The 22,570-nt window shown below is 62.3% G+C and carries 23 protein-coding genes and 1 pseudogene; 17 read left to right on the top strand and 7 right to left on the bottom strand.

Annotated features, from left to right (window positions below; genetic code table 11):
- The first annotated feature begins 10 nt into the window (after positions 1-10).
- The 10 genes from G552_RS0102430 to G552_RS0102385 all read left to right on the top strand — a co-directional run bounded on the left by G552_RS0102430 (position 11) and on the right by G552_RS0102385 (position 12,397).
- Positions 11-574, top strand: a complete 564-nt coding sequence (locus G552_RS0102430; RefSeq protein ID WP_027881570.1) for an NADH-quinone oxidoreductase subunit NuoE family protein — start codon at positions 11-13, stop codon at positions 572-574.
- A complete protein-coding gene (gene nuoF / locus G552_RS0102425; RefSeq protein ID WP_027881569.1) occupies positions 571-1,887 on the top strand; it encodes an NADH-quinone oxidoreductase subunit NuoF in 1,317 nt (438 codons plus the stop codon). The genes G552_RS0102430 and nuoF overlap by 4 nt, the downstream gene beginning before the upstream one ends.
- A gap of 8 nt (positions 1,888-1,895) precedes the next feature.
- Positions 1,896-4,256, top strand: coding sequence for a molybdopterin-dependent oxidoreductase (locus tag G552_RS0102420; RefSeq protein ID WP_027881568.1), 2,361 nt, complete (start codon positions 1,896-1,898; stop codon positions 4,254-4,256).
- A 107-nt stretch (positions 4,257-4,363) separates the two neighbouring features.
- Positions 4,364-5,464 carry an NADH-quinone oxidoreductase subunit NuoH gene (gene nuoH / locus G552_RS0102415; protein WP_027881567.1) on the top strand — a complete coding sequence of 367 codons (1,101 nt, stop codon included), beginning with the start codon at positions 4,364-4,366 and terminating at the stop codon, positions 5,462-5,464.
- On the top strand, positions 5,461-6,000 hold the full coding sequence (nuoI, locus tag G552_RS0102410; RefSeq protein ID WP_027881566.1) for an NADH-quinone oxidoreductase subunit NuoI: 540 nt from the start codon (positions 5,461-5,463) through the stop codon (positions 5,998-6,000). Before nuoH ends, nuoI begins: the two co-directional genes overlap by 4 nt.
- Before the next feature lie 37 nt (positions 6,001-6,037).
- On the top strand, positions 6,038-6,604 hold the full coding sequence (locus G552_RS0102405) for an NADH-quinone oxidoreductase subunit J family protein (protein ID WP_027881565.1): 567 nt from the start codon (positions 6,038-6,040) through the stop codon (positions 6,602-6,604).
- Positions 6,601-6,891 carry an NADH-quinone oxidoreductase subunit NuoK gene (gene nuoK, locus G552_RS0102400; protein WP_027881564.1) on the top strand — a complete coding sequence of 97 codons (291 nt, stop codon included), beginning with the start codon at positions 6,601-6,603 and terminating at the stop codon, positions 6,889-6,891. The genes G552_RS0102405 and nuoK overlap by 4 nt, the downstream gene beginning before the upstream one ends.
- Positions 6,892-8,724, top strand: a complete 1,833-nt coding sequence (nuoL, locus tag G552_RS0102395; RefSeq protein WP_027881563.1) for an NADH-quinone oxidoreductase subunit L — start codon at positions 6,892-6,894, stop codon at positions 8,722-8,724.
- Positions 8,721-10,142: a complex I subunit 4 family protein gene (locus tag G552_RS0102390; protein ID WP_027881562.1), complete on the top strand. Its 1,422-nt coding sequence runs from the start codon at positions 8,721-8,723 to the stop codon at positions 10,140-10,142. The genes nuoL and G552_RS0102390 overlap by 4 nt, the downstream gene beginning before the upstream one ends.
- The gene (locus G552_RS0102385; protein ID WP_245575087.1) at positions 10,139-12,397 is read left to right on the top strand and encodes a proton-conducting transporter transmembrane domain-containing protein; all 2,259 of its coding nucleotides are present in this window, start codon (positions 10,139-10,141) and stop codon (positions 12,395-12,397) included. Before G552_RS0102390 ends, G552_RS0102385 begins: the two co-directional genes overlap by 4 nt.
- Positions 12,398-12,453: 56 nt before the next feature.
- On the opposite strand, the gene G552_RS0102380 is transcribed toward G552_RS0102385, so the two are convergent.
- Entirely contained in the window at positions 12,454-13,476 is a 1,023-nt protein-coding gene (locus G552_RS0102380) for a YibE/F family protein (protein WP_027881560.1), read from the bottom strand.
- Between the two features lie 59 nt (positions 13,477-13,535).
- Positions 13,536-13,940: an acyl-CoA thioesterase gene (locus G552_RS0102375; RefSeq protein ID WP_027881559.1), complete on the bottom strand. Its 405-nt coding sequence runs from the start codon at positions 13,938-13,940 to the stop codon at positions 13,536-13,538.
- Positions 13,941-14,051: 111 nt separating this feature from the next.
- On the opposite strand from G552_RS0102375, the gene G552_RS0102370 reads away from it, so the two are divergent.
- The 6 genes from G552_RS0102370 to G552_RS0102345 all read left to right on the top strand — a co-directional run bounded on the left by G552_RS0102370 (position 14,052) and on the right by G552_RS0102345 (position 16,720).
- Positions 14,052-14,246 (top strand): hypothetical protein, encoded by a 195-nt coding sequence (locus G552_RS0102370; protein WP_027881558.1) that lies wholly within the window; start codon positions 14,052-14,054, stop codon positions 14,244-14,246.
- Positions 14,247-14,259: 13 nt separating this feature from the next.
- On the top strand, positions 14,260-14,943 hold the full coding sequence (locus G552_RS0102365; RefSeq protein WP_027881557.1) for an SHOCT-like domain-containing protein: 684 nt from the start codon (positions 14,260-14,262) through the stop codon (positions 14,941-14,943).
- A gap of 9 nt (positions 14,944-14,952) precedes the next feature.
- A complete protein-coding gene (locus G552_RS0102360) occupies positions 14,953-15,363 on the top strand; it encodes an SHOCT-like domain-containing protein (protein ID WP_027881556.1) in 411 nt (136 codons plus the stop codon).
- Between the two features lie 8 nt (positions 15,364-15,371).
- Entirely contained in the window at positions 15,372-15,695 is a 324-nt protein-coding gene (locus G552_RS0102355) for a hypothetical protein (RefSeq protein ID WP_084640355.1), read from the top strand.
- Positions 15,696-15,714: 19 nt separating this feature from the next.
- A complete protein-coding gene (locus G552_RS0102350) occupies positions 15,715-16,101 on the top strand; it encodes a DUF2089 domain-containing protein (RefSeq protein ID WP_027881554.1) in 387 nt (128 codons plus the stop codon).
- A 175-nt stretch (positions 16,102-16,276) separates the two neighbouring features.
- On the top strand, positions 16,277-16,720 hold the full coding sequence (locus G552_RS0102345) for a universal stress protein (RefSeq protein WP_027881553.1): 444 nt from the start codon (positions 16,277-16,279) through the stop codon (positions 16,718-16,720).
- Positions 16,721-16,740: 20 nt separating this feature from the next.
- On the opposite strand, the gene ilvD is transcribed toward G552_RS0102345, so the two are convergent.
- From ilvD to G552_RS0102320, 5 genes are all read right to left on the bottom strand, one after another.
- Entirely contained in the window at positions 16,741-18,411 is a 1,671-nt protein-coding gene (gene ilvD, locus G552_RS0102340) for a dihydroxy-acid dehydratase (RefSeq protein ID WP_027881552.1), read from the bottom strand.
- 93 nt (positions 18,412-18,504) lie between these two features.
- Positions 18,505-18,954 (bottom strand): hypothetical protein, encoded by a 450-nt coding sequence (locus G552_RS0102335; protein ID WP_027881551.1) that lies wholly within the window; start codon positions 18,952-18,954, stop codon positions 18,505-18,507.
- A gap of 33 nt (positions 18,955-18,987) precedes the next feature.
- A complete protein-coding gene (locus G552_RS0102330; protein WP_027881550.1) occupies positions 18,988-19,989 on the bottom strand; it encodes an aspartate-semialdehyde dehydrogenase in 1,002 nt (333 codons plus the stop codon).
- A gap of 130 nt (positions 19,990-20,119) precedes the next feature.
- The gene (gene hisF, locus G552_RS0102325; RefSeq protein ID WP_027881549.1) at positions 20,120-20,893 is read right to left on the bottom strand and encodes an imidazole glycerol phosphate synthase subunit HisF; all 774 of its coding nucleotides are present in this window, start codon (positions 20,891-20,893) and stop codon (positions 20,120-20,122) included.
- Positions 20,894-20,942: 49 nt separating this feature from the next.
- Positions 20,943-22,166 (bottom strand): class I SAM-dependent RNA methyltransferase, encoded by a 1,224-nt coding sequence (locus tag G552_RS0102320; protein WP_027881548.1) that lies wholly within the window; start codon positions 22,164-22,166, stop codon positions 20,943-20,945.
- Positions 22,167-22,371: 205 nt separating this feature from the next.
- Here G552_RS0102320 and G552_RS15950 point away from each other — a divergent pair.
- A pseudogene (locus G552_RS15950) lies at positions 22,372-22,570 on the top strand (IS701 family transposase); the annotation flags it as partial.

Below are 22,570 nucleotides of genomic sequence, written 5' to 3'. Positions count from 1 at the left end.
GTGGAGGAGTATGGGATTTTTTGACGACAAACAGGAATGGCTGCAGGAGGTGTTCGCCCAGTACCCCGACACCCCCCAAGGCCGGCGGGCAGCCTTGATGCCTATGCTGCGCCGGGTGCAGCAGGAAGAGGGCTGGATCAGCCCCGAACGACAAGAGGAAATAGGCCGGATTCTGGGTCTTACCGCCACCGAAGTGGCCGGGGTGATGAGCTTTTACAGCTATTATCAGGCCCTGCCCACGGGGAAGTACCACCTGCAGGTCTGCGCCACCCTGAGCTGCGCCATTGGCGGGGCCGACGAGCTGTGGGACGAGCTGGTGGAAACCCTGGGCATTCTGCGGGGCGAGGTTACCCCGGACGGCCTTTTCAGCATCCAGAAGGTGGAGTGTCTGGGAAGCTGTCACACCGCTCCGGTCATCCAGGTTAACGACGAGCCTTACGTGGAGTGCGTGACCAAGGCCCGCTTGCATGCTTTGCTAAAGGGCTTGCGGGAGGGCAAGCGCCTGGAGGAGATCGAGCTGCCGGGCCGGGTGGGCCACGAGGTGCACGTCCGTGGGGAGGAGGTAGGGGCATGAACGGGCCTATTGTCAGCGGCAAGGACCCCCGCTTCGAGAAGACCCTGTACAAGCATGTGGGCCAGCCTGGCTCCTGGACCCTGGACTACTACCTGGCCCATGGAGGGTACCAAGCCATTCGTAAGACCATCGAGCAGGGCCAGGACTGGGTCATCGAGGAGGTCAAGAAGTCGGGGCTGCGGGGCCGGGGCGGGGCGGGCTTCCCCACCGGGCTCAAATGGAGCTTTATGCCCAAAAACACCGGCAAGCAGCACTACATTGTCTGCAACGCCGACGAGTCGGAGCCGGGCAGCTTCAAAGACCGCTATTTGATGGAGGACGACCCCCACCAGCTCATCGAGGGGATGATGATCGCGGGGGTAGGCATCCAGGCCAGCAAGGGCTACATTTACATCCGCGGGGAGTACCGCCGGGCCTACGACCGGTTGATGGGCGCCATCCGCGAGGCCTATGCCCGTGGGTATTTAGGGCAGAACATCCTGGGAACCGGTTTCAGCTTCGACCTATATGTACACCGGGGGGCTGGGGCCTACATCTGCGGGGAGGAGACCGCCCTGATGAACAGCCTCGAGGGCCTGCGGGCCAACCCTCGCATGAAACCCCCCTTCCCCGCCCAGGCTGGGCTGTGGGGTATGCCGACCACCATCAACAATGTGGAGACCTTGTGTTCAGTGGTACATATCGTGGCCAGAGGGGCCGATTGGTTTGCCAGTATGGGCACCGAGCGCTCTAAAGGGCACAAGCTCTATCAGGTTAGTGGGCCTTTCCGTCGCCCCGGGGTCTACGAGCTGCCCATGGGCACCACCTTCCGCGAGCTCTTGTACGACTGGGCCGGGGGGCCTACCGAGCCCATCCAGGCCATCATCCCAGGGGGCTCATCCTGCCCGCCGCTACCCTGGAACGACGAGACCTTAGACACCCCCATGGACTACGAGTCTTTGAGTGCCAAAGGCTCGCTTTTGGGTACGGGTGGGGTGATCGGTATCCCGGCCAGCATGAGCATGGTGGATGCTATGTGGAACATTACCCGCTTTTATGCCCACGAGTCTTGCGGTAAGTGCACCCCCTGCCGCGAGGGGGTCTCGGGCTGGATGGTGGGCTTGTTCCAGAAGATCGGCACCGGGCAGGGCCAGAAGGGGGATGTGGAGCTTTTGGAGAGCCTGCTCGACCAGATCGAGGGCCGTAGCTTCTGCGCCCTGGCCGATGCGGCCTGCTGGCCGGTGCGGGGTAGCCTCAAGCACTTCCGCCCGCAGTTCGTGGCGGCAGTAGAGAGCGGGCGGCCCGTTGAGCGGATGGGAAGCCGCTGGGGGTGATGCAAGGCATGGTAAAAGTCACGGTTAACGACAGAACCGTAGAGGTTCCGACGGGCACCTCGGTAATGGATGCCATCTTCCATGCTGGCTACGATGTGCCGCTTTTTTGTGCCGAGAAGCACCTATCGCCCATTGGGGCCTGTCGGATGTGCCTAGTGCGTACCGGTAGCCCACGCAAGGGGCCGGATGGCCAGTTCATTTTGGAGAACGGTCAACCCAAGATTTTCTGGATGCCCAAGCTGCAGGCAGCCTGCATTACCGCCGTCACGGATGGGATGGTTATCGACACCCTGAGCGACGAGGTGCGCCACGCCCAGTCGGGTATGGTGGAGCTGACCCTGGCCAACCACCCGCTGGACTGCCCGACCTGTGACAAAGGCGGGGCCTGTGAGCTGCAAGACCGCAGCTACGAGTACGGCCTGGTGGACAAGTTCTACCAGCCTGACCCCCTCGAGCTGCCCCTGTACACCCGCTTTGCGCTGACCCGACGCCACGTGGACAAGCACCACCCCCTCTCGCCCTTTATCGTGCTTGATCGGGAGCGCTGTATCCACTGCAAGCGTTGCGTGCGCTACTTCGAGGAGATTCCCGGCGACGAGGTGCTGGACTTTATCGAGCGGGGGGTGCACACCTTCATCAACAGCGAGGAGGAGGGTCTACCCTCCAACTTCAGCGGTAACATCGTGGACATCTGCCCAGTAGGGGCCCTGCTCGACCGCACCGCGCGTTTCCGGGCGCGCAACTGGGAGTACGATTCCACCGAGACCACCTCTATGGACGATGCCTGCGGGGCGGCCATCCATGTAGATACCCGCAGTGGCCGGCTCGAGCGCATCCGGGCTGCCGAGCGGCGAGAGGTAAACCAGGTCTGGATTTCCGATGCGGCCCGCTTCGGCCATGAATGGGTCAACCACAACCGGGTGCGCACCCCCTGGGTGCGCCGCGAGGGGCGGTTGGTGGAGGCCACCTGGGAGGAGGCCCTGGCGGCCATCCGCCAAGGGGTGGCAAGCCGCCAGAAGGCAGCGGTGGGTCTCTACCTGGCGGGCAGCAGCACCCTCGAGGAAGGGCTGGCCGCGGTGGAGCTGGCCAACGCCTTAGGTACGCCCCACCGCGACTTCCAGGGCCGCACCCTTTACCCCAGCCTGGCCTTTACCCCGGCCACCTTCGAGGAGTTGCTGGAGGCTGAATTTGCCTTGGTGCTGGGCGACCCTGCCGAGGAAGCACCCACTTTGCACCTGCGCCTTTCCGAGTTCAGCCGGGGCCTCAAGCCAGCAGCCCCCCTGCGCCACGGCACCCCTTTTGCCGACCTCAACATCAAGGAGCGGATGCCCCGCCTGACCCACAAGTTGGCCTTGTTTAGCCCCTATCCCTCCAACACTGCCAAATGGGCCAAGGTTAGTGCGGTACACGCTCCGGGACAGGAAGCCGCTTTGCTGCGGGCCTTGCTGGGTGAGGCCGAGGCCCCGGCTGGCCTTGGGACGGGGTTGGCCTGGGTGCGCCAGCGGTTGGAGGAAAGCCCGAAAACGGTGCTGGTGCTGGGGGCCGGGGTGCTCAACCAGCCGGAGGCAGCGCAGAAGGCCCGCCAGCTCGCCGAGCGTCTGGGGGCCAGGGTGATGTGCATGACCCCGGCGGCCAATGCCCGAGGCCTCGAGGCCTTGGGGCTTTACCCTGGCAAAGGTGGGGCGGCCTGGAGTGAGAGTGGTCCTGAGGTGGTCTACTACACCTTCTTGCCTAGCGAGGCTCAGCTCAAAGCGGCCTCCTTCCGCATCCTGCACCTGACCCACCACCACCCCTTAGCCGAACGTTACGCCGATGTGCTGCTGCCGGGCCAGACCCCTTACGAGAAGCGGGGCCACACCCTGAACCTGGAAGGCCGGGTGCTGCCCCTCGAGCCCGCCGCGATCCAAAACGACCAGGCCGATGGGGCGGTGGCGGCATTGGCCCTGCTGGCTGAGGCTTTCGGCCTGGAGCCCTCGGTGCGTCTGGTGCGCCAGGCTACCCGTCGGCTACAGGAAAAGCTCAAGCTCCCCCCTCCGCTGGAGCGCTGGCTGCCCAAGGGCAACCTTGGGCCAGCGGGTTCTGCGGGTACGGGGAACCTCTACCTGCGCCCAACCATGTGGCGCCGGGAGCAGCGGGTGGGTGCAGCGGCCCAGGCGGTACCGCTGTGGCTCGAGCTCAGCCCTCAGACCGCTAAGGCCCAGGGGCTGGCCGATGGCTACCAGGTGGAACTGGAGACCCCCGCTGGGGTGGAGCGCTTTACTGTCCGGGTAGTGCCCGGCCTGCCCGATGGGGTGCTCTACCTGCCGGCCTTGGGGGCCTGGGCGGGCCGGCGCATAGAGGCCCGGATTCTAGTGGGAGGTGAGGCATGAAGCGTTTGAACCTTACCGCCGCTGCTGCCGGAACCCTGGCCCTCTTCGGCCCGGCCCTGGCGGTCGAGACCCCTTCGGCTGCCGCCCAGCCTACCGACCCTTTGTGGATGGTGGGCCTCAAGGCTTTCCTGGTGATCTTTGGTCTGCTCACGGCTTTTGCCTACATGACCCTGATTGAGCGCCGCCTCCTGGCCCGTATCCAGATTCGCCAGGGCCCCAACCGGGTGGGGCCGGGTGGGCTCTTGCAGCCGCTAGCGGATGCCATCAAATCGGTCTTCAAGGAAGACCTGATCGTCAGCCGGGCCGACAAGGTGGTCTTTGTGCTGGCCCCCATGATCTCGGTGACCTTCGCGGTCATGAGCTTCGGTCTGATCCCCTTTGGGCCCAAAGGGGCCTTCTTCGGCTACGACCCCTGGGTCATCAACCTGGATGTGGGCATCCTCTACATCTTTGCTGTTTCGGAGCTGGCCATCTACGGTATCTTTTTGGCTGGCTGGGCTTCCAACTCCAAGTACTCCCTATTGGGCTCGCTGCGCTCTTCGGCCTCGATGATCTCCTACGAGCTGGCCCTGGGCATCAGCCTGCTGGCCCCGGTGCTTTTGGTAGGCTCGCTCAACCTACAGGACATCGTGGACTGGCAGCACCAAAACGGCTGGCTGGTGCTCTATATGTTGCCGGCCTTTGCCATCTTCCTCCTGACCAGCATGGCCGAGGCCGCCCGTACCCCCTTCGACTTGCCCGAGGCCGAGCAGGAGCTGGTAGGGGGGTACAACACCGAGTACAGCTCCATCAAGTGGGCCCTTTTCCAAATGGCGGAGTACATCCACTTGATCACCGCCTCAGCCTTGATTCCCACCCTTTTCCTAGGAGGCTGGCGCATGCCGGGTTTCTTAGAGCAGCTACCCCTTCTAGGCCCACTTTTTGCCCTGCCGTACTTGTGGATGTTCGTCAAAATTGCCTTCTTCCTCTTCTTCTTCATCTGGGTGCGGGGTACTTTGTTCCGCCTGCGCTACGACCAGCTCATGGTCTTTAGCTGGGGCCGGCTTTTCCCGCTGGCTTTGGCCTGGTTTTTGCTCTCGGCATGGGTGGTGGCCCTCAAGCTGCCAGTGGTCTGGTTGGGTTGGCTTTCCTTGTTGAGCCTAGTGGCTTTTCTGCTCTACGCCTTCCAGACGGCCCGTCCTAAACCGGTGGAAAGGAGTTATCCATGAGCATTGCAGCCCTAGCCCAAAGCATGGGTATCACCCTCAAGGCGCTGTTTTCCAAGCCCGTAACCATTCCCTACCCCGATGCGCCGGTTCCGCTTAAGCCGCGCTTCCACGGACGGCACGTGCTGACCCGGCACCCCAACGGTCTGGAAAAATGCATTGGCTGTTCGCTATGTGCAGCAGCCTGCCCGGCCTACGCCATCTACGTGGAAGCGGCTGAAAACGACCCCAGTAATCCGGTGAGCGCTGGGGAACGTTATGCCAAGGTCTACGAGATCAACATGCTGCGCTGTATCTTCTGTGGCCTGTGCGAGGAGGCCTGCCCCACTGGGGCGGTGGTGATGGGCTACGACTTTGAGATGGCCGATTACCGTTATGCCGATTTCGTCTACGGCAAGGAGGACATGCTGGTCGAGGTAGAGGGTACCAAGCCGCAGCGCCGCGAGGCCGCTTATACGGGAAAGCCAGTCAAGCGGGGCTACACCGTGCCCTATGTGCGCCCGGAACTCGAGGGTGTCCGACCCCCCAAGGCCAAGTAGAATCTCTGGGCGGTGGCTTTGCCCCTTGGAGGAACCGATGAGTGTTGGATTTTGGGAGATGGTGGTCCTCTTCTTGTTGGTGCTGAGCGGCCTGGCCGTGGTGCGCTTGCAAAACGCGGTGCACGCGGCGCTAGCCCTCATCGCCAACTTTTTGCTGGTGGCCGGGGTGTACGTGGCCCTCGAGGCTCGCTTCGTGGCCATGATTCAAATCATCGTCTACGCTGGGGCCATCGTGGTGCTGTTTTTGTTTGTCATTATGCTGCTCTCGGCGGCTAACGCCAATGTAGGCCTCGACCTGCTGCCCCGCCTGCCCTGGGCTGCTGCCCTAGGGGCGTTGGGGTTGGCCGGAGTGTTGGTGTATGGGTTGATACGCTACCAGCCTGCTGCCAACCCACCCGCGTTGGGCGGGGGGCTGCCCCAGGCCCTAGGGCCCTTGCTTTACGATCCAGAAAAGTGGCTGTTCGCCCTTTTGGCGGTGGGCTTTCTGCTACTGGTGGCCACAGTGGCTGCGGTAGTGTTGGTGGAGCCTGAACGCATCCTTGCGGCCACCACTCACCCTGCCCACCCCTCCCAGAAGGAGGAAAAAGTGGAGGTGGGGCCGTGATCTGGCTGCTTGCTTCGGCTCTGCTCTTCTCCCTTGGGGCTTATGGGGTGCTTACCCGGCGTACGGCCATCCTGGTCTTTCTTTCTATCGAACTTATGCTCAACGCGGCGGCTTTAGCCCTGGTGAGCCTGGCCCGCCTCACCGGCAGTCTGGATGCCCAGGTGGTGGTGCTCTTTATCATCGCTATGGCTGCCGCCGAGGTGGCGGTGGGCCTGGGGCTGATTGTGGCGATTTTCCGCCGCCGCGAGACCACCAACATCGACGAGCTGCGCCAACTGAGGTGGTAGATGCAAGAGACCGTACTGCTTCCCCTAATCGTGGCCCTGCCCTTGCTAGGTTTTGTCCTGCTGGGCCTTTGGGGCCGACGTATCGGCGAGCCTGCGGCAGGCTGGCTGGCCTCTTTCTTGGTGCTGGGCAGCTTCCTGCTGGGTTTTTGGCTCTTACTTCAGGGTGGGGCTAAGTGGACTTTAGCGGAGTGGCTGCCGGGGATTCCTTTCAGCCTGCGCCTGGACAACCTTTCCGGTGTGATGCTGATGGTGGTCAGCGGAGTGGGCTTTCTGATCCACCTCTGGGCCATTGGCTACATGCACGGCGACGCTGGCTATAGCCGCTTTTTCAGTTATTTCAACCTATTTATCGCGGCCATGCTGGTGCTGGTGCTGGGCGATAGCCTGCCGGTGGTCTTCATCGGCTGGGAGGGGGTGGGCTTGGCCTCCTACCTGCTGATTGGCTTCTGGTACACCGAGCGGGTCAACGCCGACTCGGCCCGCAAGGCTTTTATTGTCAACCGCATTGGCGATCTGGGCTTTTTGCTGGCCATGGGCTTGCTTTGGAGCATGTTCGGTACCCTCTCCATCTCCGAGCTGGTGGAGAAGGTCGAAGCTGGGGGGTATAGCTTTACTACCCTGAGCCTGGCTGGCTTCTTTTTGCTGATAGGTGCTATCGGTAAGAGTGCCCAGGTACCCCTGATGGTCTGGTTGCCGGATGCTATGGCCGGTCCCACCCCGGTCTCGGCCTTGATTCACGCGGCCACCATGGTGACGGCGGGGGTCTATTTGTTGGTACGGCATGCCTTTATCCTTCATGGCGATGCTTTTCTTGCCGGGTCGATCGTGGCTCTGGGCCTTCTGACGGCCTTTTATGGGGCTTTGTGCTCCCTGGGCCAGTGGGATATCAAGCGCATAGTGGCCTACACCACCCTTTCCCAACTAGGTTTTATGTTCGTGGCGGTGGGGGTGGGGGCCTACTGGGTAGCTATCTTTCACATCGTTACCCATGCCTTCTTCAAGGCCCTGATGTTCATGACCTCGGGCTCGGTCATCCATGCGCTGGGTGGGGAGCAGGACGTGCGGCAGATGGGTGGGATGCGCAAGCACCTGCCTATCACCCACCGGCATGGCCTGGTGGCGGCGCTGGCCTCGGGTGGACTGCCCCCTCTGGCTGGTTTTTGGTCCAAAGACGCCATTCTGGCCTACACCTTTGAGTATGGGCCTTGGCTGTGGGCCCTAATGTTGCTGGCCTCGGCGTTGGCAGCGCTGTACTCCATCCGCTGGTATGTCCTGGTCTTCCTGGGGGAGTATCGGGGTAAGGCCCACCCTCACGAAAGCCCTCCGGTCATGCTCTGGCCTAATCACATCCTGATGGGCGGTGCTTTAGGGGTAGGGTTTATCGGCTTGCCGTATGTGATCGACTACAAGAACTTCCTCGAGCCCTTCCTCAGCAAGGCCATTGGCGAGTTTCCCCACGAAAAGCTGCCGGTCTGGACCGAGTGGACCCTGATTATCGTCTCAGCGTTGGTGGCGATTGGGGTTTTGCTCTGGGGCTTCCGCTTCTTCCAGCAACCTTTGCCCCAGTGGTATGCCCGTTTCCAGCAAGCTGCGCTGAATGGTTTCTACGTGGATATGCTCTATAACACTCTGTTGGTGAACCCCCTCAAAGCCCTGGCCGAGCTGCTGTTTAGCGCTGACCGGGGCTTGCTAGGAGGGTTTGCCGGCTTGGGCAGTCTGATGGGTGGGCTAGGTGGGCTCTTGGCCCGGCTCGAGGCCGGGGCCCTGCGGCTCTACCTCCTGGGCTTTTTGCTGGCCTTGGTTCTCCTCTTGCTGTGGGGGGTGTTGCGATGATTCATCTAGGGTTGTGGTGGCCCCTCCTGGCAGGTCTATTGCTCCTGTTGTGGCCTAGCCTGGGCCGGGCCTTTGCCTTGGTGGCGGCGGGGCTAAGCCTGCTGGTTTCCTTGTTCTTGTTTGCTGGCTATGGCGGCCAAGGCCTGGCCTACACCAGCCAGACGCCCTTTTTGCCCGAGGTAGGGGTTTACTACGCGCTGGGATTGGATGGGGCTGGACTGCTGCTGTGGCTGGCGGTAAACCTGGTGGTGCTGCTGGGGGTGTGGGTAGCCGAGGTACCCGTCCGCTTTTTGGCGCTGGCCTTCTTGATGCAGACCGGGCTTTTGGGTATCTTCGCCGCCCAGGATCTGCTCCTTTTCTACGCCTTCTTCGAGGCTACCTTAATTCCTGCTTTGCTCATGCTGTGGTTTTACGGCGGGCCGGAGCGGCTGCGGGCCATCTACATTTTTGCCCTGTTCACCCTGGTAGGCTCGCTGCCCATGCTGGCGGCCATCTTTGCGGTGCGCTACCTGGGGGGAGCGCCAAGCTTCCTCTACGCTGACCTGGCGGCCCATCCGCTGGGGGGCAGTGCGGCTGCGCTGGCTTTTTTGGGCTTCCTGATCGCCTTTGCGGTCAAAACCCCCCTCTTCCCCCTACATGCTTGGCTGCCCAGCTTCCACCAGCAGAACCACCCCTCGGGCTTGGCCGATGCCATGGGCACCCTCTACAAGGTGGGGATTTTTGCCTTCTTTAAGTGGGCGCTGCCTTTGGTACCGGAGGGTTTTCGCGAGTTCCAAGGATTGTTGCTCTTCCTGGCGGCTTTTGGTGCCCTCTATGCGGCCTGGCTGGCCTTCAGTGCGCCGGATTGGAAAACCCTTCTGGCCTACGCTGGGGTTTCCCACATGGGGGTGGGGGCCCTGGGGCTTTTTAGCGGTACTGCCGAGGGAACAGTGGGGGCTTTGTACTTGCTGGGAGCTTCGATGGTCTACGGGTCGGCCATGTTTTTGCTGGTAGGCCGGGTCTACCAGCGCACGAGTAGCCTCGAGGTGGCTCCAGTACGGGGGCTGGCCCGGCATGCTCCGGCCCTGTATGTGCTGGGTATGTTCATCCTTATGGCCATGATTGGTCTGCCGGGCCTCTCTGGCTTCCCTGGTGAGCTCTTGGTGCTTTTGGGGGCCTATCAGGTGGCTCCCTGGCTTACCTTCTTGGCCTTCCTTTCGGTAATTGCTGCGGCGGCCTATGCGCTATCGGCCTTCCAAAAACTCTTTCAAGAGAAGCCCCAGGCCCAGGTGGTTCCCGACCTCGCGGGGCGGGAGTGGGGCTTTGCCGTGCTAACGGTGGGGGTGTTGCTATTGATGGGCCTTTATCCCAAGCTGTTCACCACCTACTTAGAGCCCCTGGGTAGGGCGCTGGCGGCCTTGGTAGGAGGTGCCTCGTGAGCCTGCTAACTCTATACACGCTGGCGGGGTTGGCCACCCTGCTTTCCCTGCTGGCCTTTGTCATCCCCCGCGAGACCAACCGCTGGCTGAGTGCTTTGGGCCTAGGGCTGGCGGGCTTGTTCTGTGTGGTGGGCTGGGGAGAGACCTACGAGGCCTTTGGCGGGCTTTACCGTTTCGACACCCTGGCTCGGGGCCTGAGTCTGGTGGCCATCCTGGGCGGGCTTTGGGCTTTGCTTTTAGGCCCGGCCAAGAAGTTTGAGTTTCCTCTATTGGTGCTCTATGCGGTCACCGGAATGCATCTGATGGCCAGCAGCCCCAACCTGGTGGTGCTGCTCATTGCCCTCGAGGTCTTCTCCCTGCCCTTGTACGTGATGGCCGCCTGGCAGCGCGACGAAAAGGGCTTCGAGGCTGGCCTAAAGTACTTTTTGCTGGGGGCCTTGGGGGCGGCTACCTTCTTGTACGGCATAGCCTTGTACTTTGGCGCTACCGGTAGTTTCAACGCCGGGGCGGTGGGTTCGGGGCCGCTGTATATTCTGGCTTTGCTCCTCATATTGGTGGCTTTTGCTTTCAAGACGGCTATGGTGCCGTTCCAGTGGTGGTCGCCGGATGTCTACCAGGGTAGCCCCACCGTAGTAACGCTGTTCATGGCCACCGCGGTCAAGGCCGCGGCCTTCGCCGCCATGCTGCGCATCTTTACTCCCGAAGGCCTCGAGGCCTGGGGTGTGGCGCTGGCGATGCTGGTAGCCCTGACCACCGTGTTTGGGAACCTGGGCGCTTTAGCCCAGACCGAGGCCAAGCGGCTTTTTGCTTACTCTTCCATCGCCAACGCGGGGTATATCGGCCTAGGGCTGCTGGGGCCTACGGGCCAGGCCACCATCCCCTTTTACCTACTGACCTATGCCCTAGCTACCGGTCTGATTTTTGCCGTGCTCTCTATGCTCTCTAACCAGGAGGTGCCCCTGGAACGGCTGCGCGGGTTGTGGTACCGCAAGCCTTTGCTGGGTGGCGCGATGGGCCTGGGTATTCTCTCGGTACTGGGCCTGCCGCCTTTGGCCGGCTTCTGGGCCAAGTATTTGGTTTTCCAGGAGGCGGCTCGAGGAGGGTTCTACGGGCTGGTGGTGCTGGCTTTGGTGACTTCGGCCATCGGGGCTTACTACTACCTCAAGACCTTTTTCCTGGTGTTTAGCCAGCCCACCCCCCAGCAGGAGGCCGAGGATCGCGAGGCTGAGGCAGCGGTGGCCCGCTTTGGGGCCTCGGAGGCTCCTGGGGTTCCCCTGGCCTCCGCTCCTCTGGGCCTCACCCAGGCCCTGATGGCTCCAGCCAGCCGTACCGCAGCACCCGCACAGGCTTTGTTGTGGGGGGCTATGCTCCTCTTGGCCTTGCTCTCGTTCTGGCCTGGGCTGGGCCTGCGGGCCTTTAGTACCGGCTTGACCCCCCTGGCTAGCCTGACCATCCGTGCCCCGGCGGACGGGGCCACGGTGGAGATAGGCCGCTACACCCTAGAGGGGACGGGCCGGCCTGGGGAGATTCTCGAGCTCCTCGATAACGATACGCCCCTGGGGGTGGTGACGGTGGGGCCGGAGGGCACCTGGCGCTTCGACCCGGCGGCGTCTAAGTTGGAGACCGCCTTGCAGGCCGGCCCCCACACCTACCAGGTCCGCCGGGCGGGGCAGGCTACCGGGGCCAGCATACGGATAAGCCTGGTCTGGCCTACGGAGCCGGTCTTTGTGGGTTTGCCAGAGGGGAGTACCGTGGCCGCTAGCGGCTTTGCTCTAGCAGGGGTGGCCCAGCCCAACCAGGTTTTGGAGGTGCTCGAGGACGGGGCTAGCCTGGGGCGGGTAGTGGCCGATGCCAATGGCCGCTGGAGTCTGAATGTGCCGCCCCCAGAGGCAGGAACCCGGGTCTACGAGGTGCGGGCCGAGGGGGCTTTGGCTGGGGCTCGCCTGAGTCTGGTGGTGCCCCAACCCGAGGCGGCGGGGGCTTGTACCCAGGCCTTTACCCTTACCAACCTGCAAGATGGAGGAACCGTCTCTCGACCCTTCCGCTTTGGTGGGCTGGGCTCAGCCCCCAGCTACACGGTGTTGGTCAAGCGTGGGGAAGGGGTGGTGGGTCGTAAGGAGGTAGCCCTCAACCCAGCTTGTGGTTGGAGCTACCTTTCCGACCCTGGCCCCGGCGAGATCACCTACGAAGTGCGGGAAACAGGCAGGCCCGAGGCCGAGCCGCCGCTGGTCGTCATCACCCTTCAGGTGCGCTAGAGTTAAAGGCTTTGGAGTAGGGGTGCGAAGGGGCCCCTACGTTTTTTCTGTCTTGGCTAGCTTTTCGGCCAGCGCCGGTCTATATAGTCCAGCGACCTTCCGCGGAACAACCAGGCAGCGATAAGGGTGGTGAGGGGTACGGCCAGCACCAAGGCCAGCGAGCCAACCAGCATGGTTACGATCTCGGCGGCGAAGGTTTCGTTGTTGATAAGCAGCACTAGGGACACATCGCTTTGGCTGATCAAAAGCAGCAAAGGCAAGGTACCGGCGGCATAGGCCAGGATCAGGGTATTGACCAGGCTGCCAATGTGGTCGAAACCCACCGCCATTCCTCGGTCGTAGAGCTCCCGCAAGCCGTAGCGGGGGTTGGCCTGTACCAGGGCTTGTACCACTGCTGCCTGGGTGACGGTTACGTCGTTGAGTGCACCTAGCGCGCCCACCACCACCCCGGCTAGGTACAGTGAGACTAGGTCAAGCTGCCCACCCAGTTGAAAACGGGCTAGAAAGGCCTCTTCCGAGGTCAGGCCAGTAAACTGCAGGCCCTCGGTGAGCAGTGCAGCCAGCACCAGGGCCACCAAAGCGGCGATGGTGGTGCCCATTAGGGCCGCGGTGGTCTTACGATTGATACCGTGTACAAAGTAAATCGACAAGGCCAGAATGCCGAACGCACCCAAAAAGGTGATGAGCAGGGGGTTGTTTCCTGCGGCAATCTGCGGCACCACAAAAAAAGCCAACACCGCCAGGCTGGCCGCAGTGCCCACCAGGCCGCGCAGGCCCTTGCCCCGCCCTAAGGCTACGGTGACCAGCACGAAAAGCCCTAGCAGCCCCCACAGGTAGGGGATGCGGTAGGGTTCAGCGATGTAGGTCTTGCCATCGGCCTGGTAGACCACCACCTGCTGGCCCACCCGGAAGGCGCGCGACTCTGTAGGTAGCTCAGCTTCAACCAGGTGGGGGCCCACCTGTACCTTGGCGCTTTGCTCACCTATGGCCACAATCCGGGCCACCGCGTAGCTACCGGGAGGGGCTTCCTGAGCCCAGGCCAACGCCAGCCCTACCAGTAGAGCCAATAGAGCGCGCATGGCTTCAATCTAACCCGCTAGATGAGAGGCAGATAGGGTAGGGGCCAAAAGCGGCTTTTTTACAACCCCTCGACCGGCTCGAGCTCAAAGGCTTGGATGGCCTGGCGTAGCCAGTCGGGGACTCGAGCGGGCCGGCCCTCTTCCAGCCAGACCACCACCACCTTGATGCGGGCGGAGAGCTGGCCATCGGCCCAGATTTCGCTGTGGGTGCGAAAGCTCGAGTGGCCCACCCGCTCTACCCGTAAGGCCACCTCGACGGCCTGCCCAAACAGGATAGGCCGGATGTAGTCCACCTCGGCCCGGGCCATTACGAAGTTGCCCCCGTCAATGGCTGCGCCTACCCGCCGGAGGTAGTGGCCTCGAGCCACCTCGTCATAGGTGAGATAAACCGCATTGTTAACGTGTTTTAGGGTATCCAGGTCGCTAAAGCGTACTTCAATGGGGACACGCAGGGGAAAACGCATACCCTCGGATTTTACGATGAGCCCTAGGGAGATACCGAGTGGTTGAAAAATAGAAATCAGTATTTGACAAAATGTAAAACCATATGTTACATTATTTGCAGGAGGTGGAAGATGTTCACGCTGTTCAACGCGCTGGAGATGGAAAGGCTGGCCCGGGAAAAGGTGGCCCTTTACCAACAGGAGGCCAGAGGGCAAGGCTTGTTGCCCAAACGCCCGCTTCGCCGGCAACTTGCGGGATTGCTGCGGGGCTGGGCCGAGGCCCTCGAGCCCACACCCCCTGCGCCTCGTCCGCTGCGCGATTTTTAGTCTGGGAGGTGTTATGTCTGAACAAGAGCGTATCCTGGCTCTTTTGCAAGCCGGCAAGATCACCCCGCAGGAAGCGGAATTGCTGCTCTCGGCCCTCGAGGAAAACGACAAAAACCCTGGCTCTCCTCCAGTGGAAGAGCCCCCGGGCCTGCATTGGGCACGGGTTAGGCTCACGGCGGGCCGCCTCGAGGCCCGGCTCGACCCTAGCCTTTCGCAACCCCAGGTGGAGGGTCAGGCCGAGGTACAGCCGGTGGGGGATGATGTGCAGGTGATTCCTCACGCCAACGGGGTTTTGGGCGGGTGGTTGGGCAAAGGGGTCTCCCTTGTGCTGCGCCTTCCCCCAGGCTGGGGGCTGGAGGTGGATAGCAAGGCTGCCGAACTCGAGGTAGAAGGCCTCCGCTTTTTCAAGGGGCGGGTGGCGGCCGGCTATGTGGCCCTGAAGGCAGTAGAGGGGCTGGATCTCGAGGTTAGCGCGGGCAACATCGAAGGCTCGTTGCTGTTGCGCGAGGGCCAGCACCGCCTCTGGGTTTCCATGGGCAACGCCGAGCTGGCTTTTCTTCCTGGCAGCAGTGTGACGCTCAGGCCCAGCGTAAGCCTGGGCAATCTGGAGTGCCCAAACCGCCAGATAGGGCAGGGCCAGGCCTCCCTCGAGGCCTCGGTTCGCTTAGGCAATTTGGAGCTAATAAACCGAGCATAAGGGGGGGCTATGGAAGACAAAAAACGCATCATGGACATGGTCAAAGAGGGCAAAATCTCGGTAGAGGAGGCCCTGCGCCTTTTGGAAGCTTTGGACTCGGGCCAGCCTGCTGCACCTAGCCGCCCGCTGCCGCCCAAGGGCATTGCCAAGATGATTCGTATTATGCTCGATGGTGAGGACGTTAAGGTAAAAGTCAACGTGCCCGCGGCCTTGGCTAAGTTTGCCGCCAGCTTCATCCCGCCGGAAGCCCAGCGCCAGCTAAGCACCCAGGGCATTGACCTGGCTGGCATTCTGGACATGCTCAAGGGGGAGTTGCCCGAAGGTCGCTTAGTGGACGTAGAAATCTCCGATTTGAACAAGGTCAGTGAAGGCGAAACCAAAATGTCCGGCCCTATGAGGGTGGTCATCGAGGTGGTCTGAGAGGGTTTATGATAACCCACGTGTCCCACGCCCCCCTAGGCTGGTTCTACCTGGTACGGCCGCGCTTCGTCTATCTATGGGTGCGGGTAGGCAGCTTCCCCCTGCCCATCTTTTTGTTTGCCCCGTTGGTCTTGCTCGAGGTCTTTCTCTGGGCCTTGGGTTGGCTCTGGCGGGACAACCCGGACAACGCGACTACCCTAAAGGCCCTGGGGGGCCTGCGTGGCCGGACCTGGGTCTTGCGCAAGATGCCACCTTTTGTCCTGCTGGAGCTGGAGATGAGCCCTAAAGCCGCCGCCTCCGGCCCGCTACACCTGCGTTTTGGCCTTTGGTAAACGAGATCTGGAGCCGTGTATGAGAACCTTACCTATGCCCACCCTATGCCCGGTGCAGGGCTGCGGCGGGCGGCTAAATGTGCATAGCTTGGTTTGTACGCACTGCCGCACTGAAATAAGGGGCGAGTTTCAGCCCAACGAGTTCGCCCTCTTGCCCCCTGAGCACCTAGAGTTTTTGCGTTTGTACATCAAAGTGCGGGGTAACCTCAAGGAAGTAGAGCGTGTGCTGGGCTTGTCGTACCCCACAGTGCGGGCTCGCTTCGAGGCCTTGCTCCGGGTGCTGGGATACGAGTACCAGGAAGAGCCTTCCCCTGAGGAAAAGGAAGCCATCCTGTCGGCTTTAGAGCAGGGCCAGATCAGCGCTGCCGAGGCTGCCGAGCGGCTGCGCAGCCTAAAAAAGCGCTAGTGCCGGAGTAATCATCGCAGCTACTGTTGCAGCCTAGAGCCCCTTGGTTGGGTTGGTTGCTCAGGAGACGAAAACTGAATCCAGAAGGCCTGCCTGGCGCTGGGTCATAGGGACACAAGACCCTGGGGTAGGAGATTAGGGTAAGCCTCGAGTGGTGAAGCCCGCAGGAGGTCTTATGTTCAAGAAAATTCTCGTTCCTACAGACGGAAGCGAGCTGGGTAGGGCGGCCCTCGAGCGTGGCTTGTACCTGGCGCGGAACCTCGGAGGGGAGGTCACCATCCTTTACGCCTTGGAGAATCCTTATGAGGCCTACCGAAGCTACGCCACCCAGCCGCCCGAGCATTACGAGAAGCAGATGCGCGATCTCAAGGCCAAAGCCCAAGCGTTGCTCCACCAACTTTCCGCGGAGGCCCGCGCCAAAGGGGTACAGGCCCGGGCGCTTTTGGTGGAGGCGCATCCGGTGCCGGCCATCCTCGAGGCGGCTAAAGCGCACGACCTGGTGGTGATGGCCACCCACGGGCGCAAAGGGGTTGAGCGGGTGATGATGGGCAGCGTCACCGACAAGGTGTTGCACAACTGCCCTACCCCGGTGCTGGTGGTGCGCAGCGGTACAGGGTAGTTCTTCGCCCTCGAGGCGGTCTACTTGCTATCGGGCTTTTCTAGCACAGCTCCCTCCCGCGCGCTGCTGACTAAGGCGGCATACCGGGCGAACAGGCCGCTTTTGTAGTGGGGTTTGGGAGCCTTCCAGGCTTTGGCCCGGCGGGCCAGCTCTTTTTCCGAAACCTCGAGGTCGAGCACCCCCCGGTCGCAGTCAATGGAGATGATGTCGCCTTCCTCGACCAGGGCAATGGGGCCCCCCACCTGGGCCTCGGGGGCGACGTGCCCAATCATCAGGCCCTTGGTACCCCCGCTAAAACGACCGTCGGTGACCAGGGCGACATAAGGCCCCAGTCCCTCGCCCACGATGGCCGAGGTAACCGAGAGCATCTCCGGCATGCCGGGAGCGCCCTTGGGGCCCTCATAGCGGATAACCACCACGTCGCCAGGCTTGATCTGCTTCTTGAGCACGGCCTTCATGGCGCTTTGTTCCCCATCGAAAACCCGGGCTGGCCCCCGGTGTACCTTGGTCTCGGTACCGGCCAGTTTGAGCACCGCTCCATCCGGGGCTAAGGAACCCTTGAGCACCCGCAGGCCCCCCTCCGGTTTGAAGGGTTTGTCCACCCGGGTCACTACCTTCTGGCCTTTGGTTTCCTTGGCCTGGCGGGTCTCCTCCCAGAGGGTTTTGCCGCTAATGGTCATCTGGTCGCCATCCAGGATGCCGCCCTCGATGAGCCGGCGGATGATCAGGGGGATGCCCCCGGCCTCGTAGAGTTCCCAGGCAGTGTACTTGCCCCAGGGGCGCATGTCGGCGATGACCGGGGTCTTGCGGCTGATTTTGTCGAACTCCTCGAGGCTGAGCTTGATACCGGCCTCTTTGGCGATGGCCAGCAGGTGTAGCACCGCGTTGGTAGAGCCACCTGTAGCGGCCACCGCGGCAATAGCGTTGGTAAAGGATTTCTTGGTAAGGAAGCTCTTGGGGGTGCGTCCGGCCTGGATGGCTTCAGCCAGGATTTGCATGGCCCGTCGCCCAGCGGCCTTCTTCTCTGGGGCAATGGCCGGAATAGCGTTGTAGCCTACGGGAGAGACTCCCAGCACTTCCAGCACCATGGCCATGGTGTTGGCGGTGTACTGCCCTCCGCAGGCCCCCGGCCCAGGAATGGCGGCCCGCTCGACGGCCTCGAGGTCCTTCTTGCTAATCTGCCCGGCAGCGTACTGGCCTACCGCTTCGAAGACCGAGACCACGGTCAGGGCCTTGCCGTTCAAATACCCAGGGGCGATGGAACCACCGTAGAGCACCACGCTAGGCACGTTAGCCCGGATGACCCCCATCACCCCCCCGGGGTTGGTCTTGTCGCAGGCCACCAGCGCCACCATACCGTCGTAGAGGTAGCCTTGGGCAATCAGCTCGATGCTGTCAGCAATGACCTCGCGAGAGATGAGCGAGGCCCGCATGCCCACGGTGCCCATGCTGATGCCGTCGGAGATGGCCGGTGCGCCGAACTCGAAGGCATGCAGACCTGCCTCTTTGGCCCCAATCTTCAGGTCGGCGGCCAGGTCGCGCAGGTGAAGGTTGCAGGGCATGGCCTCGGTCCAGGTGTTGACGATGCCTACCCAGGGTACCTTGAAATCCTCATCATTGATGCCCACCGCCCGGAGCATGGCCCGGGCAGGGGCTTGCTGGGGGCCTTTTTTGATGATGTCGCTGCGCATGAGAAAACCTCGTTGGGGGCGGGCCGCTGGTACCCGCTTTTGGCTTTTGGAAGCTATTGTACGGGCTTTTCCGGCAGTATGGCCATAGCTCAGCTAAAAGCCGATGTTGACCCCGATGGCTCCGCCCAGGCCGAAAGCGCTGGGGTTGGTGAAGAAGAGCATGGGGTGAACCTCGACAAAGATGCCGATGAGCGGCAGCCCCACGTTGAGGTAGGTGCCCAGCACCCCTCGAGCCCCTAAAGCACCGCTGCTCGAGCCCTGGCTCAGTAGGGACACCGTGGGGCCACTGGCGTAAAACAAGCCTGCCCCGGCGTATAGGTCGGTAAGAGGGATCGAAAGCAGCACCTCAGCCCCACCCCCAAACGAGGCCGGCCCCCCGGTGAGGAAATTGGCCCCGCCGTAAACCCGCCCATCCACCAGGAAGGGCACCAGGGTCAGGCGCACGCCAGCGTTTACCCCGAAGGGGCTGCCCGCGGTTACCTGCAGGCTTTGGGCTAGGGCTGGGGTGAAGAGCATGACCAACAGAATGAGCCATTTGCGCATAGCTATACCTCCACGCTGAGTATAGGCCATGGCCTACCGCCGAGCAGTTTCCCGAACCAACAACTCAGCGATTTGCACCGCGTTCAAAGCGGCGCCTTTGAGCAGCTGGTCGCCCGCCACGAAGAAGTCTAGGCCGTTGTCGAAAACCAGGCTTTGGCGGAGGCGCCCAACCTCCACGTTGAACTTACCGGTCGCGCTAAGGGGCATGGGATAACGCTTTTGCCCTGGGTCGTCGACCAACTCCACCCCAGGGGCAGTGGCCAGAACCTCCCGCGCGGCCTCTGGGCTTACCGGGTGCTCAAACTCCACCGTTACCGCCTCGGCGTGCACCCGCAGGGTGGGCACCCGAACGGCGGTGCAGGAGAGCTGGAGCTGGGGCTCTTCCATAATTTTCCGGCTTTCCCAAAGCACCTTCATCTCCTCTTTGGTGTAACCGTTGTCCTGAAAGGCGTCGATATGAGGGATGACGTTGAAAGCCAGGGGGTGAGCAAAGGTTTTGTGCTCGACCGGGTGACCGGCCAGAAACTGCCGGGTGCCCTGGAGTAGTTCCTCCATGCCGCTGGCCCCAGCCCCCGAGGCGCTTTGGTAGGTGCTGACGATAACCCGTCGGGCGCGGAAGGCTTTGTGTAGCGGGTACAGGGCCATTAACAGGATGGCGGTGGTGCAGTTGGGGTTGGCAATGAGGTTTTTGTGCCCCCGCAGGGCATGGGGATTAATCTCCGGTACGATCAAAGGGACATCCGGCTCATAGCGGAAGGCTGAGGAGTTATCGATCACTACCGATTGCTGTGCCCAGATAGGGGCGTATTGCTTGGATAGGCTGCCGCCCGCACTAGCCAGCACGATGTCGGCGGGCAGGGGGGTTTTGGGTAGGGCCTCCACCCGTAGCTCCTGCCCACGAAAGCGCACCCGCTTGTCTGCCGAGCGGGCTGAGGCATAAAGCCGTAGTTCGGTAAGAGGGAAGTTGCGCCTTTCCAGCACGCTCAAAAGCTCTTGTCCGACCGCTCCGGTAGCTCCTACGATGGCAACTTTCATCTGCGGCTCCTAAAGAAAAAACCCGCCTTGGGGGCAGGTGGGGGCGGCAGCTCTGGGGAGCCGCCGCCTAAGCAGTGGTAGTGGTATACCAAACCATCTGAGAAAACAATAAACGCCCCGGCCTGGAAAGTCAAATGGAGTAGGGGGCCTCGAGGCGCATGGGGAGGCCCTGGGCGGCTAGGTAGGCTTTGAGTTCGGGGATGCGAATCTCACCGAAGTGAAAGACGCTGGCGGCCAGGGCCGCGTCAGCGATGCCATCTTGCAATACGGCGGCGAAGTCTTCTACCCGGCCTGCTCCCCCGGAGGCGATGACCGGAACGCCTACCACTGCCGAGACCGCCCGGCACAGCTCTAGGTCAAAGCCGGCCTTGGTACCGTCGGTATCCATGCTGGTAAGCAGGATTTCCCCTGCTCCTAAGGCTGTGCCCTGCTCGGCCCAGCGCAGGGCGTCCAGGCCGGTGGGCACCCGCCCGCCGGCCACATACACCTCCCAGGAAGAACCCGCCTTGCGGGCGTCGATGGCCAGCACCACCGCCTGGCTGCCGAAGTGGTCGGCCAGCTCTTGGATGAGTTCGGGCCGCCGGACGGCAGCCGAGTTGATCGAAACCTTATCGGCGCCGGCCCGCAGCAGGGCTCGAGCGTCCTCGAGGCTGCGCACCCCCCCGCCCACGGTAAAGGGGATGAAGACCTGTTCGGCGACCTGGGTGGCCATCTCCAGCAGGATGCTGCGCTTTTCGTGGGTGGCACTGATGTCCAGGAAAACCAGCTCGTCGGCCCCAGCTTGGTTGTAGGCCTGGGCCGAGGCTACTGGGTCGCCGGCGTCGCGCAGGTTTACAAAGTTGACGCCCTTAACCACCCGCCCGTTGTGGACGTCGAGGCAGGGGATGATCCGCTTGGCCAACACAGAGCTGATTCTGTTGGATAAGAGGGCAATGCGCAAGAGTCCTTTGGCTTCACCGGACCAGCAGGCTCAGAATTTCCACGTGGTGGGTAAAGGGATAAAAGTCGTAGGGGCGCACCTGCTGCAAACGGTAGCCAGCCCGGCATAGCCGGCCCACGTCGCGGGCCCAGGTGGCCGGGTCGCAGGCGATGTAGAGGATGCGTTCAGGTTGGCTTTGTATCAGGCTGTGTAGCACCTCGGGGGCCAGGCCAGCCCGTGGGGGGTCTACTGCTACCAGGTCGGCGGGGAGGTGTTGGGAGAGAGCTCGAGCATCGCCCTGTTGGAAGACCAGGTGAGCGATGCCCAGGCGGTTTTGGTCGGCCCTTCCCCGCTGCACGGCCTCGCGGCTGATCTCGATGGCCACGATTTCCCGGAAGGAAGAGGCCAGGTGCAAGCTCAGGGTGCCACTACCGGCATAGAGCTCCACCGCTTTGTGCCCACGGCCTGCCCAGCGGGCGGCTTCCTGGTACAAAAGCCCGGCGGCCCGGGGGTTGACCTGGGCGAAGCTTTGAACGTTGATGGTAGAGAGCACCCCGGCGAAGTCCTCGAGCAGGCTTGGCTCACCGGCCAATTGCCGGATACCCGCGCGGAAGCGGCCTTTGGGGCTGGGCTCGGCCCAGACCACCCCAGCGATCCCCTCTTGTACCAGGGCCTGAGCGGTTTTTTTGAAATGGCGAGCTTCCCCTCCAATAAGCCCGACCTGAACCCTGCCTTCGTATAGCGATCCCCGCAGGACGACCTCTTCCAGACTGGCTAGAGGCCAGCTCGAGAGCAGCGCAAATGCGACCTGAAGGGGTTCGGCTATCAGCGGGTCTTGGGTTAGCCGAACCAAGGTGTGGGACTGAGGTTGGCGGTAGGCTAGGCCGCCCAGGGGGTGCAGGGCATACTGGGCTGCCGTGCGATAGCCCAGGGGCCTGGGCGAGGGCTGGATGGGAAGCAGAGGGGCATCCAACTTGGCGATGCGTTCGAGCGCTTCCTGCACGAAACCCTGTTTGAGGGGTAGCTGGGCCTCGTAGGCCAGGGGCAGGTCAGCCGAAGGGGGAAGGGGCCCAGGGTAACGGGCGGGGTGGGGTTTGAGCACCCGAACCACCTGGCCCTCGAGGTGGTTCTTCCGTGCCCGAAGCGCCGCCTCCACCACCTCTCCCGGTAGACCTCCCCGGACCAGGGCAGTGCCCGAGGGGGTGCGGGCCAGCCCTAGTCCACCAGTGACCAGCCGTTCAATCTGCAACCGCGTCACACCTTACCCTAGCAAAAAGCTTGACCAGAAGTCTATTGGTGTTCAAAGCGGCCTACCGCCAGGCCTAAAGCGCGGTCTCGTGGCTCTGGCCGAAAGGCTTCGGGACTTGCTAGGGCGTCTTTCCGCTAGACCCTCAGCTTGGTCTCATGCTTAGGAGTTACGCAGTTGCAGTTGACTGGACATTCTTCTGTGTGCTAGGAGGAGAGTGCTTAGCCAAGCTTCTCCAAAGGGGGTGATGCCCATGAACCCACCGAAGTGCGATGACCTGGACTACATCCACTTTCTCATCGCCGCTCAGCGGGTCTTCACCTGTACCGAGGCCGCTCGCTGTAGTCCAAAGGAGAAGAGCCCTCCCGCCCATGATGCCTTTACCCGCCTGCTGCAAAGACAGCCGCCCGACACGG

Source organism: Meiothermus rufus DSM 22234, assembly GCF_000423425.1.
In the GTDB taxonomy this organism is placed as follows: Bacteria; Deinococcota; Deinococci; order Deinococcales; family Thermaceae; genus Meiothermus; species Meiothermus rufus.
This window is presented reverse-complemented; position numbering and strand designations above follow the sequence as displayed.

Bases quoted from the DNA above. Each gene is read 5' to 3' on its own strand.
- G552_RS0102360 (WP_027881556.1), top strand. From the start codon at position 14,953: ATGGAAGACAAAAAACGCATCATGGACATGGTCAAAGAGGGCAAAATC.
- G552_RS0102355 (WP_084640355.1), top strand. From the start codon at position 15,372: ATGATAACCCACGTGTCCCACGCCCCCCTAGGCTGGTTCTACCTGGTA.
- G552_RS0102370 (WP_027881558.1), top strand. From the start codon at position 14,052: ATGTTCACGCTGTTCAACGCGCTGGAGATGGAAAGGCTGGCCCGGGAA.
- G552_RS0102350 (WP_027881554.1), top strand. From the start codon at position 15,715: ATGAGAACCTTACCTATGCCCACCCTATGCCCGGTGCAGGGCTGCGGC.
- G552_RS0102335 (WP_027881551.1), bottom strand. From the start codon at position 18,954: ATGCGCAAATGGCTCATTCTGTTGGTCATGCTCTTCACCCCAGCCCTA.
- G552_RS0102365 (WP_027881557.1), top strand. From the start codon at position 14,260: ATGTCTGAACAAGAGCGTATCCTGGCTCTTTTGCAAGCCGGCAAGATC.
- nuoL (WP_027881563.1), top strand. From the start codon at position 6,892: ATGCAAGAGACCGTACTGCTTCCCCTAATCGTGGCCCTGCCCTTGCTA.
- nuoF (WP_027881569.1), top strand. From the start codon at position 571: ATGAACGGGCCTATTGTCAGCGGCAAGGACCCCCGCTTCGAGAAGACC.
- G552_RS0102420 (WP_027881568.1), top strand. From the start codon at position 1,896: ATGGTAAAAGTCACGGTTAACGACAGAACCGTAGAGGTTCCGACGGGC.
- G552_RS0102380 (WP_027881560.1), bottom strand. From the start codon at position 13,476: ATGCGCGCTCTATTGGCTCTACTGGTAGGGCTGGCGTTGGCCTGGGCT.
- G552_RS0102345 (WP_027881553.1), top strand. From the start codon at position 16,277: ATGTTCAAGAAAATTCTCGTTCCTACAGACGGAAGCGAGCTGGGTAGG.
- nuoH (WP_027881567.1), top strand. From the start codon at position 4,364: ATGGTGGGCCTCAAGGCTTTCCTGGTGATCTTTGGTCTGCTCACGGCT.
- G552_RS0102405 (WP_027881565.1), top strand. From the start codon at position 6,038: ATGAGTGTTGGATTTTGGGAGATGGTGGTCCTCTTCTTGTTGGTGCTG.
- G552_RS0102375 (WP_027881559.1), bottom strand. From the start codon at position 13,940: ATGCGTTTTCCCCTGCGTGTCCCCATTGAAGTACGCTTTAGCGACCTG.
- ilvD (WP_027881552.1), bottom strand. From the start codon at position 18,411: ATGCGCAGCGACATCATCAAAAAAGGCCCCCAGCAAGCCCCTGCCCGG.
- G552_RS0102390 (WP_027881562.1), top strand. From the start codon at position 8,721: ATGATTCATCTAGGGTTGTGGTGGCCCCTCCTGGCAGGTCTATTGCTC.
- G552_RS0102330 (WP_027881550.1), bottom strand. From the start codon at position 19,989: ATGAAAGTTGCCATCGTAGGAGCTACCGGAGCGGTCGGACAAGAGCTT.
- nuoI (WP_027881566.1), top strand. From the start codon at position 5,461: ATGAGCATTGCAGCCCTAGCCCAAAGCATGGGTATCACCCTCAAGGCG.
- G552_RS0102430 (WP_027881570.1), top strand. From the start codon at position 11: ATGGGATTTTTTGACGACAAACAGGAATGGCTGCAGGAGGTGTTCGCC.